This window comes from Bacillus amyloliquefaciens DSM 7 = ATCC 23350, assembly GCF_000196735.1.
Lineage (GTDB): Bacteria > Bacillota > Bacilli > Bacillales > Bacillaceae > Bacillus > Bacillus amyloliquefaciens.
The window spans coordinates 1,294,584-1,316,020 of sequence record NC_014551.1 but is presented as its reverse complement, the minus strand read 5'-3'; the positions used below and the strand labels follow the sequence as shown (position 1 = coordinate 1,316,020).

Here is a 21,437-nt window from a genome sequence, read left to right as displayed (position 1 = left end):
TTCTCCGACATTCCTTACAATACATGGGAGTACAAAAAAAGGGGAACATGTGAAGTGAATAGACATCCATTGACATACGGGGCATTGACCGTTTTTATCGTCGCCCTCGGTTTACTATCCAGAACGGCATACATAACCGCCCTGCTGCCCGGCATCATAAACGCTTATTTAGGGGATGCCCTGTGGGCGGCCATGATTTTTACCGGATTCGGATTTTTATTTCGAAACATCCGGACAGAAACATCCGCCATCCTCAGCCTCTCGTTCTGCTATCTGATTGAATGCAGCCAGTTATATCACGCGCCGTGGATTGACGCGATCAGAAGCAGCACGCTCGGCGGGCTGATCCTTGGCTGGCAATTTGTGTGGAGTGACATTTTCGCCTATACCGTCGGAGTATGCGCGGCCGCACTTTTAGAATGGGCCGTGAAAAGAAACCGCCGGCTCTCTTCATAATCGGAGCAAGCCGCCGATATGAAGGAATATAAGGAGGTGTGGAAGCTATGGATATCCCTGCGTTATCAATCGCAATGCACCAAGCATCTCTTGTGCAGAATGTAAATATCGCGTTAACAAAAACGGTCATGCAGAATGCCCAGGCCGCTGCGGAAGAAACAGTAAAAATGCTGCCGTCCCAGCACCCGACTGCCGGCCATGTAATTGACGTGAAGGTGTAAAAAAGATGCCGGATGATAACCGGCATCTTTTTTTGCCTGATGTACGTACACTATACCGGGCATACAGGAATATGGTAAACGGAATCAATATTACTCAAGGGAGGTTTTCCTCTTGTACGATCCTTTCTATCATGAATACACAGCCGAGAGCCAAGAACGGGTGCCATATCATTATCCGCGACCGCCTTTTTATTTCCCCAGACCATTTCCGTACTATCCGCGGCCATATCCTTATGTTCCGCGGCCGTATATCCCATTCTATCCTTGGTATTAATGTTTGAACTCGAGAAAGAAAAAGACCCGCAGACAGGGGAGCCCCCCTTTCTGCTATTCCACTTTGACCGACAGGATATACGGGAGGGATTGAACTTTCTCCATTACTGCCGCTTTTCCGCTTTTGCTTTTCACCCTTCCTTTCACTTCAAGCACCGCTTTATTCAATTCATAGGACGTAATGAGAATTCCCTTTGCTTCAAGTGAAGTTAAAAGTTCATGCATGACCGCTTTCTCCTCAATTTGGAAACTGACAGACAAAGAGTGCGCCGCAGGTTTAAACAGAAAATTTAAAAGTTCTAGCCCGATTAACGCCAAAACCGTGCCGCTGATGCCGATGACATACATCCCTGCCCCGATCGTCAGCCCGATTCCTGACGTAGCCCAAATCCCCGCGGCCGTCGTAAGCCCCCGCACGACATGCCGCTGCAAAATAATCGTGCCGGCTCCTAAAAATCCGACGCCGCTTACGACCTGCGCCGCCACCCGGCTCGGATCAAAAGACGTATGGCTGTTGGATAACAAATCAAAAAATCCGTACTTGGAAACAATCATCATTAAGGCGCTGCCCACGGCCACCAGAAAGTGTGTCCTCAAACCCGCTTCCTTCGCCCTGAATTCTCTCTCCAACCCAATCAGGGCACCAAGCAGACCCGCAACCGCCAGACGAATCACAAAATCAAGTTCCATCGTCTCTCCCCTTTCCTTATCTTTTTACCCGCTTTTTATTCCATGTATCTTTTTCAATCAGCACATCTGCTCGGCTGAAGGAGACTGTATTTTAATATATTCTTTAGTTCTTCAACTTATTGTCAGCACCGTTTTTATATGCTAAAAAGCTTTGTAGCCTGTGGCTCCTTTCTCTTCCATCTCCCAAAACAAAACGCAGTTCAATTTACTCGTGTTTAAAAACTTCTTTCAATCCGTTAAATTATATCGTATTATAAGATATAATCTTAATAAACGACAAGGATTGATGACTATGGCAAACGAAATACTGCAATTAAATGGCCTCTGGACAGATATTTATTATCGGCTCCGTTATCAGCATCATGAAAAAATCACTCACCAAGGTGTACGGATTCTGCAAGTCATTCAAAAAGAGAAGGCAGTCGGAATAAAAGACATTGCCGAAGCGATTCAAGTATCACATAATACCGCTTCGGAACATATAAAGCGTTTACTCAAGAAAAAGTACGTTTATAAAACCAGAAGTGTTGAGGATGAGCGGAAAGTCATTTTAAAACTTACCAGTTTGGGGGCGGATGTCCTTTACCGTCATTCCGGTCTTGATGAAGAAAAGCTTAAACAGCTTCTTTTTGACAACATGAACAATGAAGAAAGGACACTTGTCTTAAAAGCATTTAGTTTGATGAAGGAGCGGGCTGAAGATGTTTACGATCATTAAAATCATTGTCTCTGCTGCTATTATTGGGATTATCACTGAAATATCAAGAAGAAGCCCGAGTTATGGAGGCATTATAGCCGCTTTGCCAATTGTCAGTATGCTGAGCATGGTTTGGCTGTACATCCAAGGAGAAACGAAGGAGACATTAAGTCATTTTGCATTCAGTGTGGCTTCCGGCCTCCCCTCCACAGTCATTATGCTGGTCATTATCGGCATCGCCCTTCGTCATTCACTGTCTTTCATTGCCGCATCAGGACTTGGACTAACAGGATGGCTGCTATTCTTATATGCTCAGGATTTTATCGTAAAACATATCAACAGTCAGTAATAGGACCCGAATACACGCAAGCGCTTGATTGAACATACGAGTAATAAAAAGAAGACAGGGATTCCCCCTGTCTGAAGACCGATTCAGATTACACAGCCTCAACAGAAAAAGACACCGCCCGTACACAAAAACATCTTGTGTTATGAACGGTGTCCGTATCTGTATGGCCATACCGGCATGAAAAACCGTCTGATCCCTCAAACAGAATGTCCGGCAATCACCTCAAAAAACGAGGTGAAATCTGTCAGTATCCCGCCATCCGCCAGCTGTTTTTCTTCAAATAACGCGCGGTTTTTTCCGAACGGGTCAATGGCAATAATCTTGCCTGCACCTGCTTTTTTCGCCGCTGTGAGCCCCGAAAAGGCATCTTCAATGACTACACATTCTTCAGGTCTAAGGCCTAATTTCTCTGATGCGATGATAAAAATATCCGGCGCCGGCTTTCCGGGGAAGCTTCCGTCATCAAACGTGACTTTGTCAAAATCAAACCACTGCCCCAAATGAAAGACATCAAAGTAAAACTCGACATTTTCCTTTACCGTAGCCGTGGCGATGGTCATCGGCATTTCTGACTTTTTCAGATGGTTCAAGACGCCGATGAGCCCCTTCGTCAGCTTTAGCTCATCTTTGTTTTCAAGGCATAATTCCCTGTAATAGGCTTCTTTTTCAAAAGACATTCTCTTGATTTCTTCATTTGTTAAATCGCCAGAAATAAAATACGTCAGGATTTCACTGTTTGTTCGGCCGTGAATGTGAACGAAAATGTCTTCATCAGAAATCGCTTTTGGAGAGTATTTTTTCACCATGTAAAACCATGCTTTTTCGTGGAGATGCGAATCTTGAAACATAGTGCCGTTGAAATCAAAAATAACCCCTTTCATCGAACCGCCCCCCTTTTATTTTTTTGCGATTTTGACATCCACATATTGCTCATAATGAATCTGAACATCTTTCATCACTTTATCATCCGTAATCAGATAATCCATATCGTGTAAGTTGTAGAACACGTAAAAATCTTCCCGGTTAAACTTTTTATTGTCCGCCAGCAAAAATTTCGTCCGCGAATTATTCAGCGCGATTTGGTGGGCTTCTCCTTCTTCAATGCTGTAAGAAGAAATTTCATCATTATGTATGCCGTTTGCGCTGATGAAGGCTTTCGTAAAATTGAATTTTTGCAGATTACCGTTCACAATGGGCCCGACGAATGCACCGGTATTTTTTCGGAAGTCACCGCCAATCAGGATGGTATCCGCCGTGTCGCCATGCTTTAAAATATCAAACACGGGATAGTTGTTGGTGATAATCCGGATCCGCTTATGCAGCAGATGTTGGGCTAAAAGTTCAATTGTCGTGCCCGGCCCTAAAAAAACGGTATCGCCGTCATTTACATATGAAGCTGCGAGTTCCGCGATTTTCCCCTTCTCCTCCATTTGAACACCCAGTTTTTCATTATGCGATAATTCGTGATCAATGGAATAAGATATGCTCTGTGCGCCTCCGTGAATGCGCACGATTTTTCCGGCCTTATCCAGCTCATCCAGATCTCTTCTCACCGTCATATCAGAAACTTCCAATTCATCGATAATATCACTCACCGTAATAAATCCCCGCGCGTTTACAAAATCGATGATTTTTAAAAGACGCTCCTTTTTTAACATGTTCAATCATCCCCTCAACTTTACACACAATCTAACACACCGCAGCAACCCGGTCAACAAAAACAAACAATTACAAACAACGCTATCAAAATATAAAACATTGAAAAACTCATTATATCCTTGTAAATACAGATATTGTTTCCTTAAGAAGCTATTGACAGCAAAAATGTATGCGTTTACTATTAAACAAAAGATAACAATTACAAACATTAAAAAACTCCAATTCACACATTGGCGAAGGAGGATTCAGTAATGCTCAAATTACCTCATGGCTTTATTTTCGGCGGGGCGACTGCGGCATATCAAGCGGAAGGCGCCACAAAAGAAGGCGGCAAAGGGACTGTAGCCTGGGATGAATTTCTTGAAAAACAGGGGAGATTCAGCCCTGATCCGGCAAGTGATTTTTACCGGCAGTTTCCGGAAGATATAAAACTATGTGAAAAATTCGGCATAAACGGCATCCGCCTTTCTATAGCCTGGACGAGAATTTTCCCTGACGGCACGGGCGAAATCAATCAGGAAGGCGTTGATTACTATCATCGTATTTTCTCAGAGTGCCAAAAACGCAACGTCACCCCTTTTGTCACGCTTCATCATTTCGATACGCCGAAAGGATTATTTGATCAGGGAGATTTTCTCAACCGCGCCTCAATAGATGCGTTCGTCAGCTATGCGGAATTTTGCTTTAAAGAGTTCAGCGAAATCCGATATTGGAGCACGTTTAATGAAATTTATCCCACAGCCACCAACCAGTATTTACTGGGGGTTTTTCCGCCATCTATTAAAAGCGATATCACAAAAGTCATTCAGTGTCTTCATCACATGATGGTGGCGCATGCGATGACAGTCAACCTCTTTAAAGACAGCGGCTATCCGGGAGAAATCGGTGTCGTCCACTCACTGGAAACAAAATACCCCGCCAGTGACTCGGAAGAAGACCGCCACGCCTGCTTTCTGGATGACGCATTATCAGTGAGATTCCTCCTGGATGCCACCTACCTCGGCTATTATTCTGAGGAAACTATGCGTGCTCTGGATGAAATCTGTGAGGCAAACGGCGCTTCATACGAGTTTGCAGACAGCGATTTTGACGTGATGAAAAAAGCGTCAACGCGCAATGATTATCTCGGCATCAATCATTATCAATGCCATTTCGTCAAAGCGTACGACGGAGAAACCGTTATACACCATAACGGAACAGGCGATAAGGGCACTTCGGTCTATAAAGTAAAAGGAATCGGCGAGAGAATTTACAAAGAAGGCCTGAAACGGACCGATTGGGACTGGCTCATTTACCCTGAAGGCATGTATGACATGCTGATGCGCATCAAACGGGACTATCCGCAATATAACAAAATGTACATTACCGAAAACGGCATGGGCTATAAAGATGAGTTTGAAGACGGCATCATTATGGATAAAGCAAGAATTGACTATTTAAAGGTATATCTGGAAGCCATCAGTAAAGCGATTAGCGACGGAGTCAACGTAAAGGGATATTTCTTATGGTCCTTAATGGATTTATTTTCATGGACCAACGGCTACAACAAACGTTACGGTCTTTTTTACGTCGATTTCGACACCCAAAAACGGTATCCGAAAGAATCGGCCTACTGGTACAAACTTGTAAGTGAAACAAAAACAATCATTTAACGATCACACATGGTGAAATAGTGTCTTTTCATCGTGTACGTCTCAGGAGGTTTTTTCATGACAAAGGAAGAATTGCAGATGCTCGGCTTTGAAATTGTCGCCTATGCCGGCGACGCCAGAAGCACTTTATTGAAAGTCCTGAAAGAAGTCCGTGCCGGAAACTTCGAAAACACGGAAGCAGCATTAAAAAGCGCCGATGAAAATTTAACCCTCGCCCACAATGCGCAAACGAAAATGTTAGCTGAAGAAGCTGACGGCAAGGACATGGAATTAGGGTTTATTTTCGTTCACGGTCAGGACCATTTAATGACAACCCTTTTGCTCCGTGATCTTATTCAGGATTTTATAGCACTTTACCGAAGCCGCCGATAAGGAGTGGAAAAATGAACGGTATCATCAAGCAAATCGAAAAGGGAAAACCGTTTTTTGAAAAAATCTCAAGAAACATTTATTTAGGCGCGATCCGCGACGGCTTCTTAACTGCAATGCCTGTTATTTTATTCGCCAGCATTTTCATCCTCACCGCCGCTGTGCCGGAAGTGTTGGGTTTCACTTGGCCCAAAAGTGTTTCTGAATGGCTTTGGAAAGTGTATAACTATTCAATGGGCGCCCTTGGTCTGATTGTTGCGGCAACAAGTGCGAAATGCCTGAGTGAATCAATGAACCGAAAGATGCCGAAAAACAAAGGGATCAATCCCGTTTCAGCGATGCTTGCTTCAGTCGTCGGGTTTCTTATTTTAAGCGTCACACAAATCGACGGCGGGTTCTCGACGGAATACCTCGGCACGAAAGGTCTTTTAGCCGCTTTTGTATCCGCTTTCATAACGGTGAACGTTTACAGATTCTGCGTGCTGAAAAATATTACGATTCAAATGCCTAAAGAAGTACCGGGAACCATTTCACAAACATTCAAAGATGTTTTTCCGTTCGCCTTTTCCGTTTTGGCAATGGTAATCATTGATTTATTGATCAGGAACATGCTGAACGTATCCTTCGCGGAGGCTCTCTCCTCTCTCTTATCGCCGCTGTTCACCGCAGCAGACGGGTACCTGGGGATCTGTGTCATTTGGGGAATGATGGCGCTGTTCTGGTTTGTCTGCGTTCACGGGCCTTCTATTGTGGAGCCGGCCATCGCAGCTATTATTTACGCAAATGTGGAGGCGAACCTTCAGCTTCATAATGCCGGTGAGCAGGCGTCCAATGTGCTGACCGTCGGACTCGGGAATTTCGTCGGCACAATGGGAGGAACCGGGGCAACCCTTGTTGTTCCGTTCATCTTTCTTCTTTTCGCGAAATCCAAGCAATTGAAAGCAGTCGGAAAAGCATCCGCAGTGCCGGTGTCTTTCGCTGTAAACGAACCTCTTCTCTTTGCTGCGCCGATGATTTTAAATCCTTATTTTTTCATTCCGTTTATTTTAACGCCGATGATTAATGTCTGTCTGTTTAAATTTTTCGTTGATGTCATCGGAATGAACAGTTTTATGTATGTTCTTCCGTGGGCTACACCGGCTCCTGTCGGGCTGATTCTGGGAACCGGCATGAGTCTCTCGGCTGTTGTTCTCACAGCTGTGTTAATCATTGTCGATTTCCTGATATACCTGCCATTCTGTAAAGCTTATGACAATGTATTAGCGGCGAAAGAAGCCAAAAACACCGAATCTGAAACCGCGCTGCAAAAATCCCGGGAGATACAGCCCGCAATAGCCGGCGCCTCAGAAGACGCGGCCTCCGTCATCAGCACAAACCTTCAGGAATCCTCATCCGCCTTGGAACACAGCACCAATGTATTAGTGCTGTGCGCCGGAGCGGGAACGAGCGCCATGCTTGCGAACGCACTGACAGAGGGCGCCGAGGAATATAACGTGCCGATTACCGCTTCAGCAGGCGCCTACGGATCCCATTACGACATCATGAAAGATTTCGATATGATCATTTTGGCGCCGCAAGTCGGCTCTTATTATGATGACATTAAAGAAGATGCAGACCGCCTTCATGTGAAACTCATTGCAACGAAAGGAGCGGAATATATCAGCCTCACCAGAAATTCACAAAAAGCCATTCAGTTCATATTGGAACATACCTCAAAATAAAAGGGGCACAGATTTCGAAATGGATCTCGCCCTCAGAAACCGCACCTCTGAAGAATATCCGGATGGCATTTTTCACCCGCAAAGACGTCCATCATTGAGTTTTATCCCCCCGCCTTAAAGATGAGCTGACAGAAGTCAAAAGGTATTTGCTGATGAACCTCATGACATCGAAGCGGATAATGACGTGACACCGGAAAATACAGCCGCTGTTTTACAAAGAAAAACCGCAAATGTATGTTTACGCGCGCTGACCGATGCAGGTGTTTTTAAAATGACAGCCGAAGGAATGCAGGCGTCTCAGCGTTTTAAGAAGGTACTAGAGAATGGCAGCTGAAATTATTCAGCGAAGCCGGATGGGTGAAATCAATAGATGAAAAACCAGGAGGTATTGTTGATGTTCAAAAACCGGGTGAAACGTGTATTTGTAAACGCAATCTGTCTTTCTCTCATTTTCACCGCTTTTACATTCATTGAGAAGTCTCCTAAAGCAAAAGCGGACGCCCCGTTTGCCTATGGCGCTGATATAGGATGGCTGAAACAATTAGAGGACGAAGGTGTGCGCTGGCTGGATGACGGCGGGAAACAGAAGGATGCTTTGCAGATTCTTAAAGATCACGGGATAAATGCAGTGAGACTGAGAGTCTTTGTGAATCCGCCCAGCAGCTATTATTGGCAGAAAGACGGCACAACATGGACCATGCTCGGCTATAGTGACAAAGCAGGCGTACTTGCTGCGGCCAAAAGGGCAAAAGCGTTAGGGATGAAAGTAATGGTTGACTTCCATTACAGTGATGTGTTCGCCGATCCCGGCCATCAGATCAAGCCGAACCAATGGACCGGCTACTCCACCGGCCAGCTGCAAGCAGCCGTGTATAACCATACGTACGACGTTATGAAAGAACTTAAAAATCACGGCATCTCACCTGATTGGGTGCAAGTAGGAAATGAAATGAATTCAGGAATTTTACTGCCCGACGGCAGCACGAACGATTTCAGCAAATTGACCGGATTACTGAACAAAGGCTATGACGCCGTGAAATCCGTCAGCCCGGCCACCAAAGTAATCAGCCATTTGGCGCACGGCACGGACAACAGTCTATTCAGATGGTGGTTTGATCAATTCTTTAAAAATGGCGGCAAAACCGACATCATCGGCGTTTCGTTCTACCCCTATTGGGAGGGTAAGCCATATTGGGAGCTCACCGGCCATTTATCCTCTAATTTAAATGACATCGCCTCACGCTACAACAAGGAAGTCATGGTGGTTGAACTGGGCGGAGATGAAAATAACCCGAAAGATTCCTACTGGACTATAAAAGACACCATAAAACTGGTGAAAGCCGTTCCGAACGGCAAAGGAATCGGCGTGTTTTACTGGGAGCCCGAAGCTCACTCCAGCGTTCTGTCAGACGCGTATCCATTAGGCGCAACCGCCAAAGTGTCTAAAAACGTCTTAAAATACACAACCGCAATCGACGCTTTTCGTGACGCCGCAACAGGAAAACATAATTGATGCGAATCTTGTTTTACCAATTCGAGTTATTTAAACTTTCATAGCAAGACAAAAAAAGCAGGCTCTTTGTCCAGCCTGCTTTTTAGTAAGGACTCATACGCTATTCAAAGTAAAACAGCAAGCGGACATTGCGCTGTAGAGGCAGCCTGTTATAATTTTTGAAACAGAGCAAGTGACGAATACGGAAGACGTTTCTGTTAAAAAGCCGCTTTTATAACAGAATCCTTCTTAATGACAGCGCCTCCCTCCTTACCGATTGCAGTCAATATCTCTGCGGCCTATCGCTCAGCCCCCAAATAATAACTTTACGATTGTTGTAATAGAAACAAAAATTTTATAATATTGTGTAAGCACCACTGAGCAGGAGGACAGGCCATGGACAAAAAAGAACAGCTCCTCACGAATTTCAGGGACTTTTTTAACAAGATGGTGTGGCTTAATAGGCTGAAGATGGAAGAAAGCCTTAAGGAGTATAAGCCTTCTGAAGTGCATTGCATCGAATTCATCGAAAAAATTGAAGACGCCAATGTCACTAAACTTGCGGAATCCCTTTATATGACAAAAGGCGCCATAAGTAAGTTAACTAAGAAGCTTATAAATAAAGGCCTTATCGAAAGCTATCAGAAGCCGGTTAACAAGAAAGAAATCTATTTTAGGCTTACTGAGCAAGGGAAAGTCATTTATAAAATTCATGAGGAATTGCACACAGAGTTTCGAGAACGGGACAAAATCGTGTTTGAACAAGTAACTGATGAACAATTTGACACGATGCTGAGCTTCGTGGAAACTTACAGCAGGCATTTGGATTCAGAAATAAAGAAACTTGGTGCAGACATTAAGACAGAATAAATTTAAATGAAACCATAGGCAGCCCCTTTTTGAGAACGGGCTGCCTTTTCATCCTCCTCTTATTGTTGACAAAGAAACAAAATAACTCTATTATTTTGTTGACAAGGAAACAAAGTTAGCGATTTTGAGAGGAGAATAATATGTCAAAACATAAAAGAAAGGAACCCCGGCTGCCAAAAGAAGTTCTCACAGCCGCCTGGGCTATTGCACTGGGAGCAATCGCTCCAATGCTTGACTCAACGATGGTGAACATCGCCATCGACAAATTGACTAAAGATTTCAACACGACATTGGCTACCGTTCAATGGTCCGTTACAGGCTATGTGTTAGCACTTGCGATTGCAGTACCCGTATCCGGCTGGCTTATGAATCAATATAACGGTAAGAAAATCTTCGTCGGCTCAGTCATCGCCTTTGGTGTCATTTCTGTATTTGCGGGAATGAGCCGTGACGTTTCCAGCTTCATCTTCTTCCGTTTGCTTCAAGGATTCAGCGCTGGCATTATTACTCCGCTAATGTCAACACTCCTGGTTAAAACAGCAGGTCCGGAAAACCTGGGAAAAGTGATGGCAATCGTCAGCACCCCTATGATCTTCGGCCCGATTTTAGGACCTGTCATCGGAGGCTTCATCGTTCAAGGCGCTTCGTGGCATTGGATTTTCTTCATCAACGTGTTCATCGTTTTGATTGCTGCACCGCTTATGATGAAAACCATTCCAGACTTTGAACCATTCAACAAAGATCGTAAACTCGATATTTTCGGGATTATCAATTTGTCCTTAATGAGCGCGGCATTGATTTACGGTATTACGAAAGCAGCGGATCATGCATCATTTAATAATATCGATACAATTTTATGGGCGGGCATTGGTCTTGTATCAGCAGCCATTTACCTCGTATATAATCAGATCAGAAAAAATCAAACCGTGCTGCCGATGAATTTGTTTGCACACAAGAGCTTCACAGCATCTGCGATCGGTTTGTTTTTAGCGAATATTGCCATCATGGGACCGATGTTAATTCTTCCGCTGTTCTTTCAAAACTTTCGTCATTTCACGGCAATCGAAGCAGCGCTTGCCTTAATTCCCCAAGGAGTCGGGATGCTCGTCACCAGGCCGCTGATCGGAAAAATGATTGATAAGATCGGTGCGAAATACGTGGTTATGGTCAGTCTTGTTCTTTCTCTTATCGGGTCTGTCCCGCTGATCTATATCACCGATAAAACAAGTTTGATTTGGATTTCCGTCGTATTGTTCATCCGGGGCGCCAGTTTTGGAGGAATTATGCTTCCGTTAACGAGCGACGCTTATACAGGACTTGACGGCAAACAGCTTCCGGAAGCGGGTGTCGGTATTAATATGATTGAAAATCTTGGGTCCAGCTTTGGATCAGCTGTGATCGCCACCGTTACCGCAACTGTCATACAAGGATTGCAGCCAACGATTGAAAACAGTTTAAAAGGCTACCATGCCGGATTTTTAGTCTCCGTCATCATCCTTGCGGTCATCTTCATTCCAAGTCTGTTCCTTACCCATAAAAAGACTGCGATATAAAGAACTTTTTATGGTCTCTCTGAGAGCTAAGAGAAATGAACTTTAAAGTAAGAAAACCCTTGCCGCAGCAAGGGTTTTAGTGAATGATACAGATGATTGTTGTTGACAGAGTCGGCCACAATATAAAAGCCTTTTACTCACTCACATTGCTTTTCAGTATCCATTCCACTTCCGTTAATTCTTGTTTTTGAACGTCTTTTGTGTGTTTTTTCGTGAAATGGACTTTAACAGCTTCTTCGTTTTCCCAAATCTCCCAAAGCATGATTTTGCGTTCTGATGGTTCGAGCGGATAAGCATGGAATTGAATACAGCCTTCTTCTTTGTTCGTTTCTTCCTCAAGTTTTTTGAATTCCTTCATTATTTCATTAAGGTCTTTATCACTGATGATTTTTAAACATGCCGTTATGTAAAGCATTGAAATTCCCCCTCTTCCCATCATTTTATGGTTTTTCATTATAACATCGAAACCGGCATACCGCATTCTCAACATATAAAAAACCGTTCATAAAAAATGAACGGCCGTGTGTAAAAAGTTTATTTGAGGTCATCAAGGGCGACTTTTGCAGCCTCGGCGATAAGAGCATTATCATACTCGGCATCTTTCGTAAACCGTTTTGTCAGGATGGCCAAAACAATAGGAGCTCTGTCAGGCGGCCAAACAATAGCAATGTCGTTTCGTGTTCCGTAACTTCCGGCTCCGGATTTATCGCCGACTTCCCATCCCGCGGGAGCGCCTGCCCGAATCAGTTCGTCTCCGGTAGCGTTGCCCCGCATCCAATCAGTTAAGATCGTCCGCTTGTCAGTCGTGAGAGTGTTACCCAAAGTGAAAGCTTTAAGGTCGGTTGCCAGCGCTTTTGCGGTGCTTGTGTCACGAATATCCCCAGGGATTGCAGAGTTCAGATCCGTCTCGAATCGATCAGCTTTCGTTACATGATCCCCGATCTGTTTCAGTGATTTTTCGAAACCTTTAGGACCGCCAAGCTGCTGCAGCAATATGTTCCCGGCGGTATTATCGCTGTAACGGATAGCGGCTTCTGAGATTTCTTTCAGGCTCATGCCTGTATCCAGGTGTTTTTCTGTGATCGGAGAATATGTAACAAGATCTTCTTTGGTGTATCGGATGACGTCATTAAGTTTTTCAATCGGTTTTTGCTTCAGGACAGCCGCTGCGGCCAGGACTTTATAGGTTGATGCGTAAGCGAATCGTTCATTTGGCCGGTAGGCGATTGTCTTGTTTGACCCCGTATCAATCGCATAAACTCCAAGCCTGGCATCAAATTTTTTCTCAAGCTGAACAAATTTTTGATTCGTTATACAGCTTGTCATTTTTGTGTTTTCTATGGATTTTGCTTCAGCATGCGTTGAGCCGAATAAAGAATTGAAACCGGTAAAACTGACACATAAAAGCCCAATACATATTCCAAATTTTAATGTCGCTTTCCTTTTCACATTCATCAGACCTCCTACTTCAATGATTTTGTATACCCCTTCTAATTAACATCACAAACAGGAAAACAGTCAATATATTTCCTGGAGAATGTTTTCCGTGACAGTTAGGAAATCAGCTGAAAAGGTTAATTTAAAACGTCCTCACGTTAAAACAATCAGAGTCAATCAATCGAGTAGAAATGCGTCCTGCCCCTACGAAGGTGGTCAAGGTCCGCACTTTAAAAATAGATCATTGATAATACTCTGATAGGAAAGCCCAGATAATAATGAAGCTGTAAATTTGAAAGAGTTTATAGACGAAATTAAAACCCCTATTACTGACTCAAACCAACTAACTGTATCTGCAGCCTCTGGTAAGGGGTACAGTGGTTATGCTGCGATGAAGTGTTTCAACAGGCGATGCTTTTGCAGTGACTACTAATAAAATACAGTTGAAGTCAATCTAACGGCTGAACAGATAAACAATAAAAAGTTTATCCAGTAGCATGATAGTGATATTGAATTCACTCTTGGATGGGTGCAGAACAGAAGAATAATTTTTTCATGAATGTCCCTTTTCTTTTCAACGTATATCGATGTGTGTATGGCATGAAAGCAGTTCTTGGACCCTATCCTCCTTCAAATGCATCCACAACAGCTACAATTACAGATTTACCATAATCCAATAATAGGGAAAGGAAAGAAAGCTGTGTCCTTTCCCTATTGCTCCTCCTGCTTTTTGTATTCTGCGATTTCCTTAGGGGTAGCCTTCCGGACTCCGTCTGCGTCTGTCCTGTTTGCCACTTGAGCGCCTTCCATGTTTTTTATCTCACCGACTACTCCCAAATGCTCTAAATACACATAATCACCAATCTTGAAACGATTCAGCTTGGCCTGCTCCTCCGTCATGCTCCTGTATTCAGTTGCGGCTTTCATTTTTAATTCAGCCAGACACATTTGACAAAGGGTTACTGTTACAGAATTGCCGTTAAAATCAGTAAACGAAACTGATCTGACAGATTCCTTTTCCGGATGCATCGCGCATGTTTTCTTCATAGGTGATGGCCGTGTAAATTCAATCATGCCGCTTCCTCCTTAAAAAATGTCTTTTTGTCCCTCTGACATAACTCCGGATGAATGGGAAGTTCCATACTCCCGCATTCGAACCGTCACACTGCGTTTTGTCATTTTTCCGTATTGGAACTGCTTCGCCCATTCATCAAAGCTGTATGCGTAATCAACGCTTTCAATGAAACTGATTTCCTCCTTCTAACGGATTTTCATACATCCTTCATAGCTGTAAGCCCATATTTCTTTATAATCCCTCAGCTCGCCGCATTCCCTGTTATGATGAAGTTTCTAAAGCTGTTGACCAGTTTCCACATGTTACCTCCATGCGAAAAGCCGCTAATTCATATGGGTAAACGTCAGCCCTCGTGAATCATCAACGAAGAACAGTTTTCTTAAATCATAAAGACGCTATGCGATCCTTTGACTTCGGTAGAATGTCCGGTGATCAATGCTTGCGATAAGCTATTAACCCACCCTCCCTTTGGGATATAAAGGGAAGGGAGAAATTCTCGGAAGAAACGTAGAACAAGGGTCAAATGTTGCTGAGGATGTCACCAACGCAAAAATAGTGTTGAAAAAAAGTATAAATGGGGAGTTTATTTTAACTGGTTATCCTATAAAATAAAGGAGTTCTAATTCACTATTTACGATAATTATGATAGTTTGGAAGAATTAAGTGATTTCCCAGACGGAACATTTCACCAGGACATGGGTTCACCAAAACAAGCCCTTGAAAACTTCATAACTGAATCCAGCAAAGAATGCCTAGTTTTCACAATAAAATTTTGTGAAGCATTTTTAAATAGTGACATATCTGAACAAGAAAAAGAAAGCTTTATAAAATCAAACTCGGAGATTTATTTTCCAGCGATTGAATTAACCCCCATACAATGGTTAGAAAAAGTAATAACTCAAATAAAAGAAACTCTCTAGGTAAAAGAAAGCCCCTCTCATAAGAGAAGGGCTTTATCTATACGTGGACTGGAATCATTTAACCGAAATCTGTTTTTTGTTAAGAGGTTTTGTCACTTTGATTACTGCTTTTATTTGTTGAGTACTCATTTATTTCAAAAGTAAGGATATTCTTAAAGATAACATGATCTTTTCTGCTCTCAAACGGTCCAATGTTATTACCGTGCTTGTCAATCTCGTATCTCGAAGGGCCTGTTCCTGAATCTTTTTGATCGTACCAGTTAATGAAATCATTTACCTCTTTCATCGAAAGATCAAATTCTTTTTCAAGTCCTGTTTCATTGTTATAGTAAGGATAGCTCGATCATCGTGCCCTTCCTCAGGAATATTGCCACCAGAACTCGGATCTCCCAAGTTATCATCTGGGTTTTTCTCTGAATACACCTGTACTGTTTTCATCATACCTGAAGTATCTACACCAATAGAGCCACCTTTATTAGTTCCCCCGATAATAAAAATATTATTATTAATAGTTGCCGCACCTGCAGCTATTCGAGAACTGGTTAGATTTTGAAAATTGTTAACTGTATTTGCAATCGGGTCATAAATTACTGAACCATTTGATGCTTTTTTACTTGAATCTGATCCTCCCATAAAATATATTTTATTATTGTATACCGTAGAAGCTATATAGCTTAATTTATTCATCAAAGAGTATTTAAAGGTCCAATTATCAGTTTTGGGATCATACTCAAAAATGCTATTACTCAAACCACTTTTATTTTCGCCACCAATGGCATAGATTTTTTCTTTTACTGTTGCTGTGCTTAAAGCTCTTAATGGAATCGGCAGGGAACTTTTTTCAGACCAGGTTTTAGTCTCAGTATTGTAAATATAAGTATTGGAAGTTGGACCTTCACTAGGATTAAATCCACCTATTAAATAAATATCCTTCCCTATAACTGTTGCAGATGATCCCGTTAGAGGTTTAGGTATTTCTACACCTTTTGTCCATGAATCTGTGTTAATGTCATATATTTCAACAGTTTTTAAATAGGTCTTCGAACCAGAATTATCCTCGCCATAACCTCCGATTACATAGATTTTATGTTCAATAACTGCAATAGCAGCACCTTCTCTCCCTTCATTCATAGAAACTTTTTCAATCCATTTATTTTGTTTAGGATCATATACATAAATTTGGTTTTGAACTTTGCCGTTATTATTACCACCAATTACATAGATTTTACCGTCAATAACCGCTGTACTAAAAAGAGATAGTCCTTTCGGTAAATCTTCTTTATCTTCCCAAGTTTTCACTCCAGTTTGATCTGCATCTTGAGCTTTCACTGGTACAGTAGTAGTGAGTAACAGGCTTGAAAAAATGAGAAATAAAACTATAATTAGGTTTTTATTCAAAGAAATCACTCTCCAAAAAGTTAATCTAGAAAAGAACAATACTATTATCGGTTAATTTTTAAACTTGTTTATAAATAATGTTCTTCACTTTGTAAAGTATTAGTTCTGCTACCAACCTATTTATAAACCTGAAACTTTCCAAACGGAATTTTCCGTTTTTATGGGACATTTCCACCTTCTGATTTCATTGAAGACATTGTAGCCAATGAATACTTGAAATTGATTTAAGAAGTATTGGATGGTTCTATTGAAGAATATAAGATTCAATTAAACACCACCCCATAGCATATATAAAAGAAGATCAAACAGTCATAGAACACCTTTATTCAGAAAGTGAAAACGATAAAAGCTCCATGGAAACAGAAAAATTCAAAGAACTTATGCTCGTCTGGAGAGACAAGATCCCACAAAGGTATAAGAGTGATGATTGAAACTTTAGGTTCCTTGAAATTTAAGGGATCTTTTTATTACTTCAATACCGCTTCAAGTTTCGCTTTGTTTTCGATCCATAAATATAATCTGAAGAACTAATTAGGAACCGTCTGACACAAGGCACGTATCTTCTTGTTTTATCTGTACCCTCTGTAATAACTCTTCATCAGTCTTACCGATATGTCTATCAATTAGATGCCCGTCTTTTGCTTCATGAGCAGCTAATCCACCGCCGGGTGCCAGAGGCGTACTATCACCTTGTTTGACATTACCTATGCCCATGTTGTTAGAAGTTTCAGATCTTCTGAGAACAATAAAACCTTAACTTTAACACCAAATCATTATGTAGACGGACCGATTATTGATGTTGCATGATGGAAAAGTAATCTGAGTGTTCAAAAAAATGCAAACGGTGAGCAGGTATACATCAAAATATATTCAATTTGTTTTTAAAATACCGGATTGCCTCATCTTGCTCTTTATTTAAAATGTTAATCATTAAATCATGCTCCCTTAAGTATAATGTTTAAGTGTTTTTATATGGGGGAATACGTGTTAGGAGGTGGTTTATTTGGAAAATAATCAGAAAATAACGCTAAACTCTTCTTTCGCGTTATCCACTCTTATTGTCTTACTTATAGCATTGTTCCCGGCCTATTCCTCTTGGTTTGTCACGATATTCTTTTTAGGATTTGCACTAATATACACATTTGAAAAAAATAAGAGTAAATCCTCAAAATTAATTGCCATTATCTCTTATCCATTGTTTGTTGTTGCATTGGTTTACAGCATAATAAACAGTATGTAATAATCCTCCCATCTATAGGGAGTTAGAAAACTTTCCAGTTCATACGATTCTCAATCTTCAGGAATGTAAACAGAATAACGTTCCGCATCATCCTCTGAAATCCGGATCCATTTATAATCCCCTACAAACCAAAACCGCGGTGCAGCTTAAGAGTCAGTATTTTGTGTTTTCAACTCTTGCTGAAGTTCTTTTAAAAACTGAATATCTTAATTCATTCGTTCCTCCTATTCATCTATTTAAAATCACGATTTTAATTTAATTTTAATGTGTTTCATCTTGAGAAAATCCCCTTTAATTGGTAAACTCGTACCTAACTTACATACGAGTGGGTGTTGCCTTGAATAAAACAATCGGAATTACTGGATTAATCATTAGCCTAGCAGTGCAATCATTTTCGGCTGATGAATCGCTATCCCACAAGATTGCTACGGCTTTGTTATTTGTATCAATAATGATTTATAACTTTGAACATGCTAAAGATTATTCTAAAAAGTCACTTGTAATTTTAGGAGTTACCTTTATTCTTTTTATGCTAGGAATTTATCAACTTCTCTCTTTTACCAGCGATTACTTTGAAAAGCTTAATGTGAATTTTAGATATATCCTCTTATTTGAAATAGCATTAATTATTGCATTGGTAACGATTGCAGTAAACGTAATGAAGTACATTGCGAATCGGTTAAGGAAATCACCTAATGGTAAAGGGTTATAACTCTTTGGCTTTTTTATGCTAAATGCTTCTTTCTATGCGATCTTTTATGTTCAAATGCGATATCAACTTTTACCGGTTCCTGCTCTTTTGCTACTCGTTCCGTAACAACAATCAGTTGTCCATTTGCCTGGCGGTCAACGCTATGAACTGAATATCCTTTGGCAGCGTAATATTCACCAATAACCTCATCAACGTGGTTGCTAAGTAGATTTGTCTTAATCATCTAAATAACCTCCATTTATTGTATTTTTATTCTCTATTTGTTTATATTTATTCCATCTTCAGCCACACTCTAATCCATCTCTAGTACAGTTTCCGGGTCTATCACAACCTTTTTGATTTCGCCTTCTTTCAATTCTCAATAAATTCACTATAATTGCTCAGCTGAAATAAGAAGATTGTCTTTAAGGCAAAGCATTTCCTCTATCTGTTTACCATGTGATCTAAAGTGAAAATCAAAAATTTCTATAGATTCTTATTATATATTGCAACTACCATAACTCCCCTTACAAATTTCAAAAGTAATAATTCTTAAAACATCTTAATATTCGCATTCAAATGACATTAGTTGACACAAAAATTCCATATATATGGTAATAACTTCGCTATTTCTCTAATAACTTAAACCATATAATGGAATTGCAAGAAAAAATATATGAAATGGGGGATTTACATGAGTTACAAAAAAGTATTAACAGGTGTTGCATTATCGGTTGGTTTACTTGTTTCAGGATCTCCTGCGTTCGCTGCAAGCGCAAGCACGGATCAAGAAATAGCAAATGTTGCAAGTGATGATTTTAAAGCTCAAGCTATCACTTGGGATCTACCTAGCACTACAGGTATTTTTGCCAACACATTTGATCGAGACGGAATCCGCTGGTATTTAAAAGGTATTACAAAAGTCTCGGAAGGCCATTGGATTGGTCATTACGAAGGTGTACGATTATAAAGATTGCAATTGGGGGCTTCTAGCTCCCTTTTTTAACTTCAAAAACCACTTCTTCGAGTAATATTAAAATATGAACTTACTATAGCGTTTTATTATTGATTATTTTGCCCAGTCCTCTCTGAATAAAAAAATCCTTTTATTGTGATTCTGTTGCCTTAATTAAAAATCTCATTCTTTCCTTCTTTGTTTTGGTGAAATCGTTGCATTTTTTCAAAATGTCCTGAAACAAGTGAAATGGAATTGGATTTAAACCAAGGATTCTGACCTTATTACAATAGCCCCCGTAATAGGCTTACTCGTATTCCTTCTGCTCTGATCTTGAAGTAAATGGATTCACTTGTCTTCTCCCTTCTGACTAACTAAATATCTTAATAACATTCTTTAATTCAACATTTAAATTCTGCGCCAAACAATGAAATGGCTTATCATGTTGGTTCAAATGTTTATTCTCAAAGTGCGCTACGAAATCTTAGCTCGTATTCGAATAACTGTACTATCGGGATTGAAATGGGCCAAAACGATATGACAGGTAAGCCTCAGGCGCAACATATGAAAAAACATTAGAGCTAGCTTGCTCCCTCTTGAAAAAATACGGCCTGACACACGAAAACCTTTGGACTCACCATCAGGTTGTTGGGTGGAAAGATTGTCATAGATACTTCACTAACAATCCATCAGATTGGGTTCGATTTGTGCAAGACGCTTCTAAAATTCTAACTGGAAATCTGTCACGATTCCTACCCCTACTCCAACCAACATCAGTTGAAACTCTGATGAAAAGTTTCATTTGCGGATTTACTATGTGAATTCTTGGATCATCTGGAATCTCAAATAACCGGGAGCCAGTCTTGATTCCATAATCTTTTTTAAGTGCAGGAGACGCTGCTAAGACAACACTTCCCTGTCTATCCGTGTTTCCGACTACAGCGAGATAACATGTCATTGGATTCAATCCCATTGTTACAGCTGAAACCGAAGCATAAAAGGATTTCATATCTACACAAAGTATATTTTTACGTGGAAACTGTGAGTAATCAATCATTGTAAGCAACTCCTATGATGTCATTCATGGTGATGTATACGATTTGATCGTGATGATCTTTTATGTGTAATTTGTGTTGTTCGTAATTGAGATATTGAACTGTACCGATTAAATCCTCAGCAACCCCTTCTTTAAAGAGCTTAAACTTTAGTTCTTTATTCAGTGCCATTGCTTCAGAAACCAAGATGTCAATCTCCTCAATTTGTTGTTCATCTAAAGATGGCTCCATTTTCGAAACATCCAACAAGTCATGTTTTAGTTGCGTTAAATATTCTGGAAGCATCATGGAAGTCCAATTGATTGTTCCTCGATCTCTAAGCATTTTGAATCACTCCTTTATCGATCTAACATTAACAGAACAAACGTTCTTTATTCAATATAAATAAGAACAATAGTTCGATGTAGTTGTTGGAAATAAAGTATAAAGTTCAATGATATATGTAATATTACATAGGAGAATTTCTTTTCGTACAAAGAGAATATGAAGGTGAATGAAGCAAAGCTCCATGAATATTTAAAAGAAAATCTGTCTAGAGAAGCAAAGGAAAAATATAAGATTTATATATTCACAGATGAGGAGGATCATTTGTTCAGAGAAGATCATCGAAAATATTTTCAAAAAAACAAATTTGATAAGTGAAAACGCCCAGCAATTAAACTGG

At 40.9% G+C, this 21,437-nt stretch carries 22 protein-coding genes and 4 pseudogenes; 15 read left to right on the top strand and 11 right to left on the bottom strand.

The features are described from left to right. Positions 1–54: 54 nt before the first annotated feature. Complete coding sequence (locus BAMF_RS27165) at positions 55–456, top strand: ribosomal maturation YjgA family protein (protein WP_013351907.1); 402 nt, start codon at positions 55–57, stop codon at positions 454–456. A gap of 47 nt (positions 457–503) precedes the next feature. Beyond that, complete coding sequence (locus BAMF_RS40665; protein WP_013351906.1) at positions 504–677, top strand: YjfB family protein; 174 nt, start codon at positions 504–506, stop codon at positions 675–677. Positions 678–1,243: 566 nt separating this feature from the next. Here the strand turns inward: BAMF_RS40665 and BAMF_RS42205 are convergent. Beyond that, a pseudogene (locus tag BAMF_RS42205) lies at positions 1,244–1,640 on the bottom strand (MgtC/SapB family protein); the annotation flags it as partial. A gap of 292 nt (positions 1,641–1,932) precedes the next feature. Between BAMF_RS42205 and BAMF_RS27155 the strand changes: the two are divergent. Both BAMF_RS27155 and BAMF_RS27150 read left to right on the top strand, forming a co-directional pair. Then, entirely contained in the window at positions 1,933–2,358 is a 426-nt protein-coding gene (locus tag BAMF_RS27155) for a MarR family winged helix-turn-helix transcriptional regulator (RefSeq protein ID WP_013351904.1), read from the top strand. Further along, positions 2,342–2,686, top strand: coding sequence for a DUF3147 family protein (locus BAMF_RS27150; protein WP_013351903.1), 345 nt, complete (start codon positions 2,342–2,344; stop codon positions 2,684–2,686). Before BAMF_RS27155 ends, BAMF_RS27150 begins: the two co-directional genes overlap by 17 nt. Positions 2,687–2,883: 197 nt before the next feature. Here BAMF_RS27150 and BAMF_RS27145 read toward each other — a convergent pair whose 3' ends face one another. Continuing rightward, positions 2,884–3,567: an HAD family hydrolase gene (locus BAMF_RS27145; protein WP_013351902.1), complete on the bottom strand. Its 684-nt coding sequence runs from the start codon at positions 3,565–3,567 to the stop codon at positions 2,884–2,886. Positions 3,568–3,582: 15 nt separating this feature from the next. Then, positions 3,583–4,344, bottom strand: coding sequence for a DeoR/GlpR family DNA-binding transcription regulator (locus BAMF_RS27140; protein WP_013351901.1), 762 nt, complete (start codon positions 4,342–4,344; stop codon positions 3,583–3,585). A gap of 252 nt (positions 4,345–4,596) precedes the next feature. On the opposite strand from BAMF_RS27140, the gene lacG reads away from it, so the two are divergent. The 6 genes from lacG to BAMF_RS27105 all read left to right on the top strand — a co-directional run bounded on the left by lacG (position 4,597) and on the right by BAMF_RS27105 (position 12,002). After that, entirely contained in the window at positions 4,597–5,997 is a 1,401-nt protein-coding gene (gene lacG / locus BAMF_RS27135; RefSeq protein WP_013351900.1) for a 6-phospho-beta-galactosidase, read from the top strand. A gap of 57 nt (positions 5,998–6,054) precedes the next feature. Further along, positions 6,055–6,369 carry a PTS lactose/cellobiose transporter subunit IIA gene (locus tag BAMF_RS27130; RefSeq protein ID WP_013351899.1) on the top strand — a complete coding sequence of 105 codons (315 nt, stop codon included), beginning with the start codon at positions 6,055–6,057 and terminating at the stop codon, positions 6,367–6,369. An 11-nt stretch (positions 6,370–6,380) separates the two neighbouring features. Next, the gene (locus tag BAMF_RS27125) at positions 6,381–8,087 is read left to right on the top strand and encodes a PTS lactose transporter subunit IIBC (protein ID WP_013351898.1); all 1,707 of its coding nucleotides are present in this window, start codon (positions 6,381–6,383) and stop codon (positions 8,085–8,087) included. 394 nt (positions 8,088–8,481) lie between these two features. Continuing rightward, positions 8,482–9,600: a glycoside hydrolase family 53 protein gene (locus tag BAMF_RS27115; protein ID WP_013351896.1), complete on the top strand. Its 1,119-nt coding sequence runs from the start codon at positions 8,482–8,484 to the stop codon at positions 9,598–9,600. A gap of 375 nt (positions 9,601–9,975) precedes the next feature. Continuing rightward, positions 9,976–10,449, top strand: a complete 474-nt coding sequence (locus BAMF_RS27110; protein WP_013351895.1) for a MarR family transcriptional regulator — start codon at positions 9,976–9,978, stop codon at positions 10,447–10,449. A 140-nt stretch (positions 10,450–10,589) separates the two neighbouring features. Beyond that, entirely contained in the window at positions 10,590–12,002 is a 1,413-nt protein-coding gene (locus BAMF_RS27105; protein ID WP_013351894.1) for an MDR family MFS transporter, read from the top strand. A gap of 133 nt (positions 12,003–12,135) precedes the next feature. Here BAMF_RS27105 and BAMF_RS27100 read toward each other — a convergent pair whose 3' ends face one another. From BAMF_RS27100 to BAMF_RS40660, 4 genes and pseudogenes are all read right to left on the bottom strand, one after another. Further along, positions 12,136–12,456 (bottom strand): putative quinol monooxygenase, encoded by a 321-nt coding sequence (locus BAMF_RS27100; RefSeq protein ID WP_088030677.1) that lies wholly within the window; start codon positions 12,454–12,456, stop codon positions 12,136–12,138. A gap of 80 nt (positions 12,457–12,536) precedes the next feature. Then, the gene (bla, locus tag BAMF_RS27095) at positions 12,537–13,457 is read right to left on the bottom strand and encodes a class A beta-lactamase (RefSeq protein WP_064504604.1); all 921 of its coding nucleotides are present in this window, start codon (positions 13,455–13,457) and stop codon (positions 12,537–12,539) included. A gap of 693 nt (positions 13,458–14,150) precedes the next feature. Continuing rightward, positions 14,151–14,513, bottom strand: coding sequence for a hypothetical protein (locus tag BAMF_RS27090; protein ID WP_013351891.1), 363 nt, complete (start codon positions 14,511–14,513; stop codon positions 14,151–14,153). Positions 14,514–14,702: 189 nt separating this feature from the next. Then, positions 14,703–14,960: pseudogene (locus BAMF_RS40660) on the bottom strand (hypothetical protein); the annotation flags it as partial. A 183-nt stretch (positions 14,961–15,143) separates the two neighbouring features. Here BAMF_RS40660 and BAMF_RS27085 point away from each other — a divergent pair. Further along, entirely contained in the window at positions 15,144–15,434 is a 291-nt protein-coding gene (locus tag BAMF_RS27085; protein ID WP_038462758.1) for a contact-dependent growth inhibition system immunity protein, read from the top strand. A gap of 282 nt (positions 15,435–15,716) precedes the next feature. Here BAMF_RS27085 and BAMF_RS42105 read toward each other — a convergent pair whose 3' ends face one another. Then, positions 15,717–16,832 carry a Kelch repeat-containing protein gene (locus BAMF_RS42105; RefSeq protein WP_013351887.1) on the bottom strand — a complete coding sequence of 372 codons (1,116 nt, stop codon included), beginning with the start codon at positions 16,830–16,832 and terminating at the stop codon, positions 15,717–15,719. Between the two features lie 1,003 nt (positions 16,833–17,835). On the opposite strand from BAMF_RS42105, the gene BAMF_RS41820 reads away from it, so the two are divergent. Together BAMF_RS41820 and BAMF_RS27060 are read left to right on the top strand one after the other, a co-directional pair. Then, positions 17,836–18,072 carry a hypothetical protein gene (locus tag BAMF_RS41820; RefSeq protein ID WP_014470520.1) on the top strand — a complete coding sequence of 79 codons (237 nt, stop codon included), beginning with the start codon at positions 17,836–17,838 and terminating at the stop codon, positions 18,070–18,072. A 337-nt stretch (positions 18,073–18,409) separates the two neighbouring features. Further along, entirely contained in the window at positions 18,410–18,784 is a 375-nt protein-coding gene (locus BAMF_RS27060) for a YoqO family protein (protein WP_013351886.1), read from the top strand. Between the two features lie 13 nt (positions 18,785–18,797). On the opposite strand, the gene BAMF_RS27055 is transcribed toward BAMF_RS27060, so the two are convergent. After that, positions 18,798–19,007 carry a hypothetical protein gene (locus BAMF_RS27055; RefSeq protein WP_014470521.1) on the bottom strand — a complete coding sequence of 70 codons (210 nt, stop codon included), beginning with the start codon at positions 19,005–19,007 and terminating at the stop codon, positions 18,798–18,800. Positions 19,008–19,457: 450 nt separating this feature from the next. On the opposite strand from BAMF_RS27055, the gene BAMF_RS27050 reads away from it, so the two are divergent. Next, on the top strand, positions 19,458–19,733 hold the full coding sequence (locus BAMF_RS27050) for an LCI fold-containing protein (RefSeq protein ID WP_013351885.1): 276 nt from the start codon (positions 19,458–19,460) through the stop codon (positions 19,731–19,733). A gap of 754 nt (positions 19,734–20,487) precedes the next feature. Here the strand turns inward: BAMF_RS27050 and BAMF_RS27045 are convergent. Beyond that, positions 20,488–20,775, bottom strand: a pseudogene (locus BAMF_RS27045) (Y-family DNA polymerase); the annotation flags it as partial. After that, positions 20,768–21,097: a YolD-like family protein gene (locus BAMF_RS27040; protein ID WP_013351883.1), complete on the bottom strand. Its 330-nt coding sequence runs from the start codon at positions 21,095–21,097 to the stop codon at positions 20,768–20,770. The pseudogene BAMF_RS27045 and the gene BAMF_RS27040, both read right to left, overlap by 8 nt. Positions 21,098–21,265: 168 nt before the next feature. Between BAMF_RS27040 and BAMF_RS27035 the strand changes: the two are divergent. Next, a pseudogene (locus BAMF_RS27035) lies at positions 21,266–21,415 on the top strand (phage coat protein); the annotation flags it as partial. Positions 21,416–21,437 lie beyond the last annotated feature (22 nt).

Coding starts and splice junctions, on each gene's coding strand:
- BAMF_RS40665 (WP_013351906.1), top strand. CDS start 504: ATGGATATCCCTGCGTTATCAATCGCAATGCACCAAGCATCTCTTGTG.
- BAMF_RS27155 (WP_013351904.1), top strand. CDS start 1,933: ATGGCAAACGAAATACTGCAATTAAATGGCCTCTGGACAGATATTTAT.
- BAMF_RS27150 (WP_013351903.1), top strand. CDS start 2,342: ATGTTTACGATCATTAAAATCATTGTCTCTGCTGCTATTATTGGGATT.
- BAMF_RS27145 (WP_013351902.1), bottom strand. CDS start 3,567: ATGAAAGGGGTTATTTTTGATTTCAACGGCACTATGTTTCAAGATTCG.
- BAMF_RS27140 (WP_013351901.1), bottom strand. CDS start 4,344: ATGTTAAAAAAGGAGCGTCTTTTAAAAATCATCGATTTTGTAAACGCG.
- lacG (WP_013351900.1), top strand. CDS start 4,597: ATGCTCAAATTACCTCATGGCTTTATTTTCGGCGGGGCGACTGCGGCA.
- BAMF_RS27130 (WP_013351899.1), top strand. CDS start 6,055: ATGACAAAGGAAGAATTGCAGATGCTCGGCTTTGAAATTGTCGCCTAT.
- BAMF_RS27125 (WP_013351898.1), top strand. CDS start 6,381: ATGAACGGTATCATCAAGCAAATCGAAAAGGGAAAACCGTTTTTTGAA.
- BAMF_RS27115 (WP_013351896.1), top strand. CDS start 8,482: ATGTTCAAAAACCGGGTGAAACGTGTATTTGTAAACGCAATCTGTCTT.
- BAMF_RS27110 (WP_013351895.1), top strand. CDS start 9,976: ATGGACAAAAAAGAACAGCTCCTCACGAATTTCAGGGACTTTTTTAAC.
- BAMF_RS27105 (WP_013351894.1), top strand. CDS start 10,590: ATGTCAAAACATAAAAGAAAGGAACCCCGGCTGCCAAAAGAAGTTCTC.
- BAMF_RS27100 (WP_088030677.1), bottom strand. CDS start 12,456: ATGAAAAACCATAAAATGATGGGAAGAGGGGGAATTTCAATGCTTTAC.
- bla (WP_064504604.1), bottom strand. CDS start 13,457: ATGAATGTGAAAAGGAAAGCGACATTAAAATTTGGAATATGTATTGGG.
- BAMF_RS27090 (WP_013351891.1), bottom strand. CDS start 14,513: ATGATTGAATTTACACGGCCATCACCTATGAAGAAAACATGCGCGATG.
- BAMF_RS27055 (WP_014470521.1), bottom strand. CDS start 19,007: ATGATTAAGACAAATCTACTTAGCAACCACGTTGATGAGGTTATTGGT.
- BAMF_RS27050 (WP_013351885.1), top strand. CDS start 19,458: ATGAGTTACAAAAAAGTATTAACAGGTGTTGCATTATCGGTTGGTTTA.
- BAMF_RS27040 (WP_013351883.1), bottom strand. CDS start 21,097: ATGCTTAGAGATCGAGGAACAATCAATTGGACTTCCATGATGCTTCCA.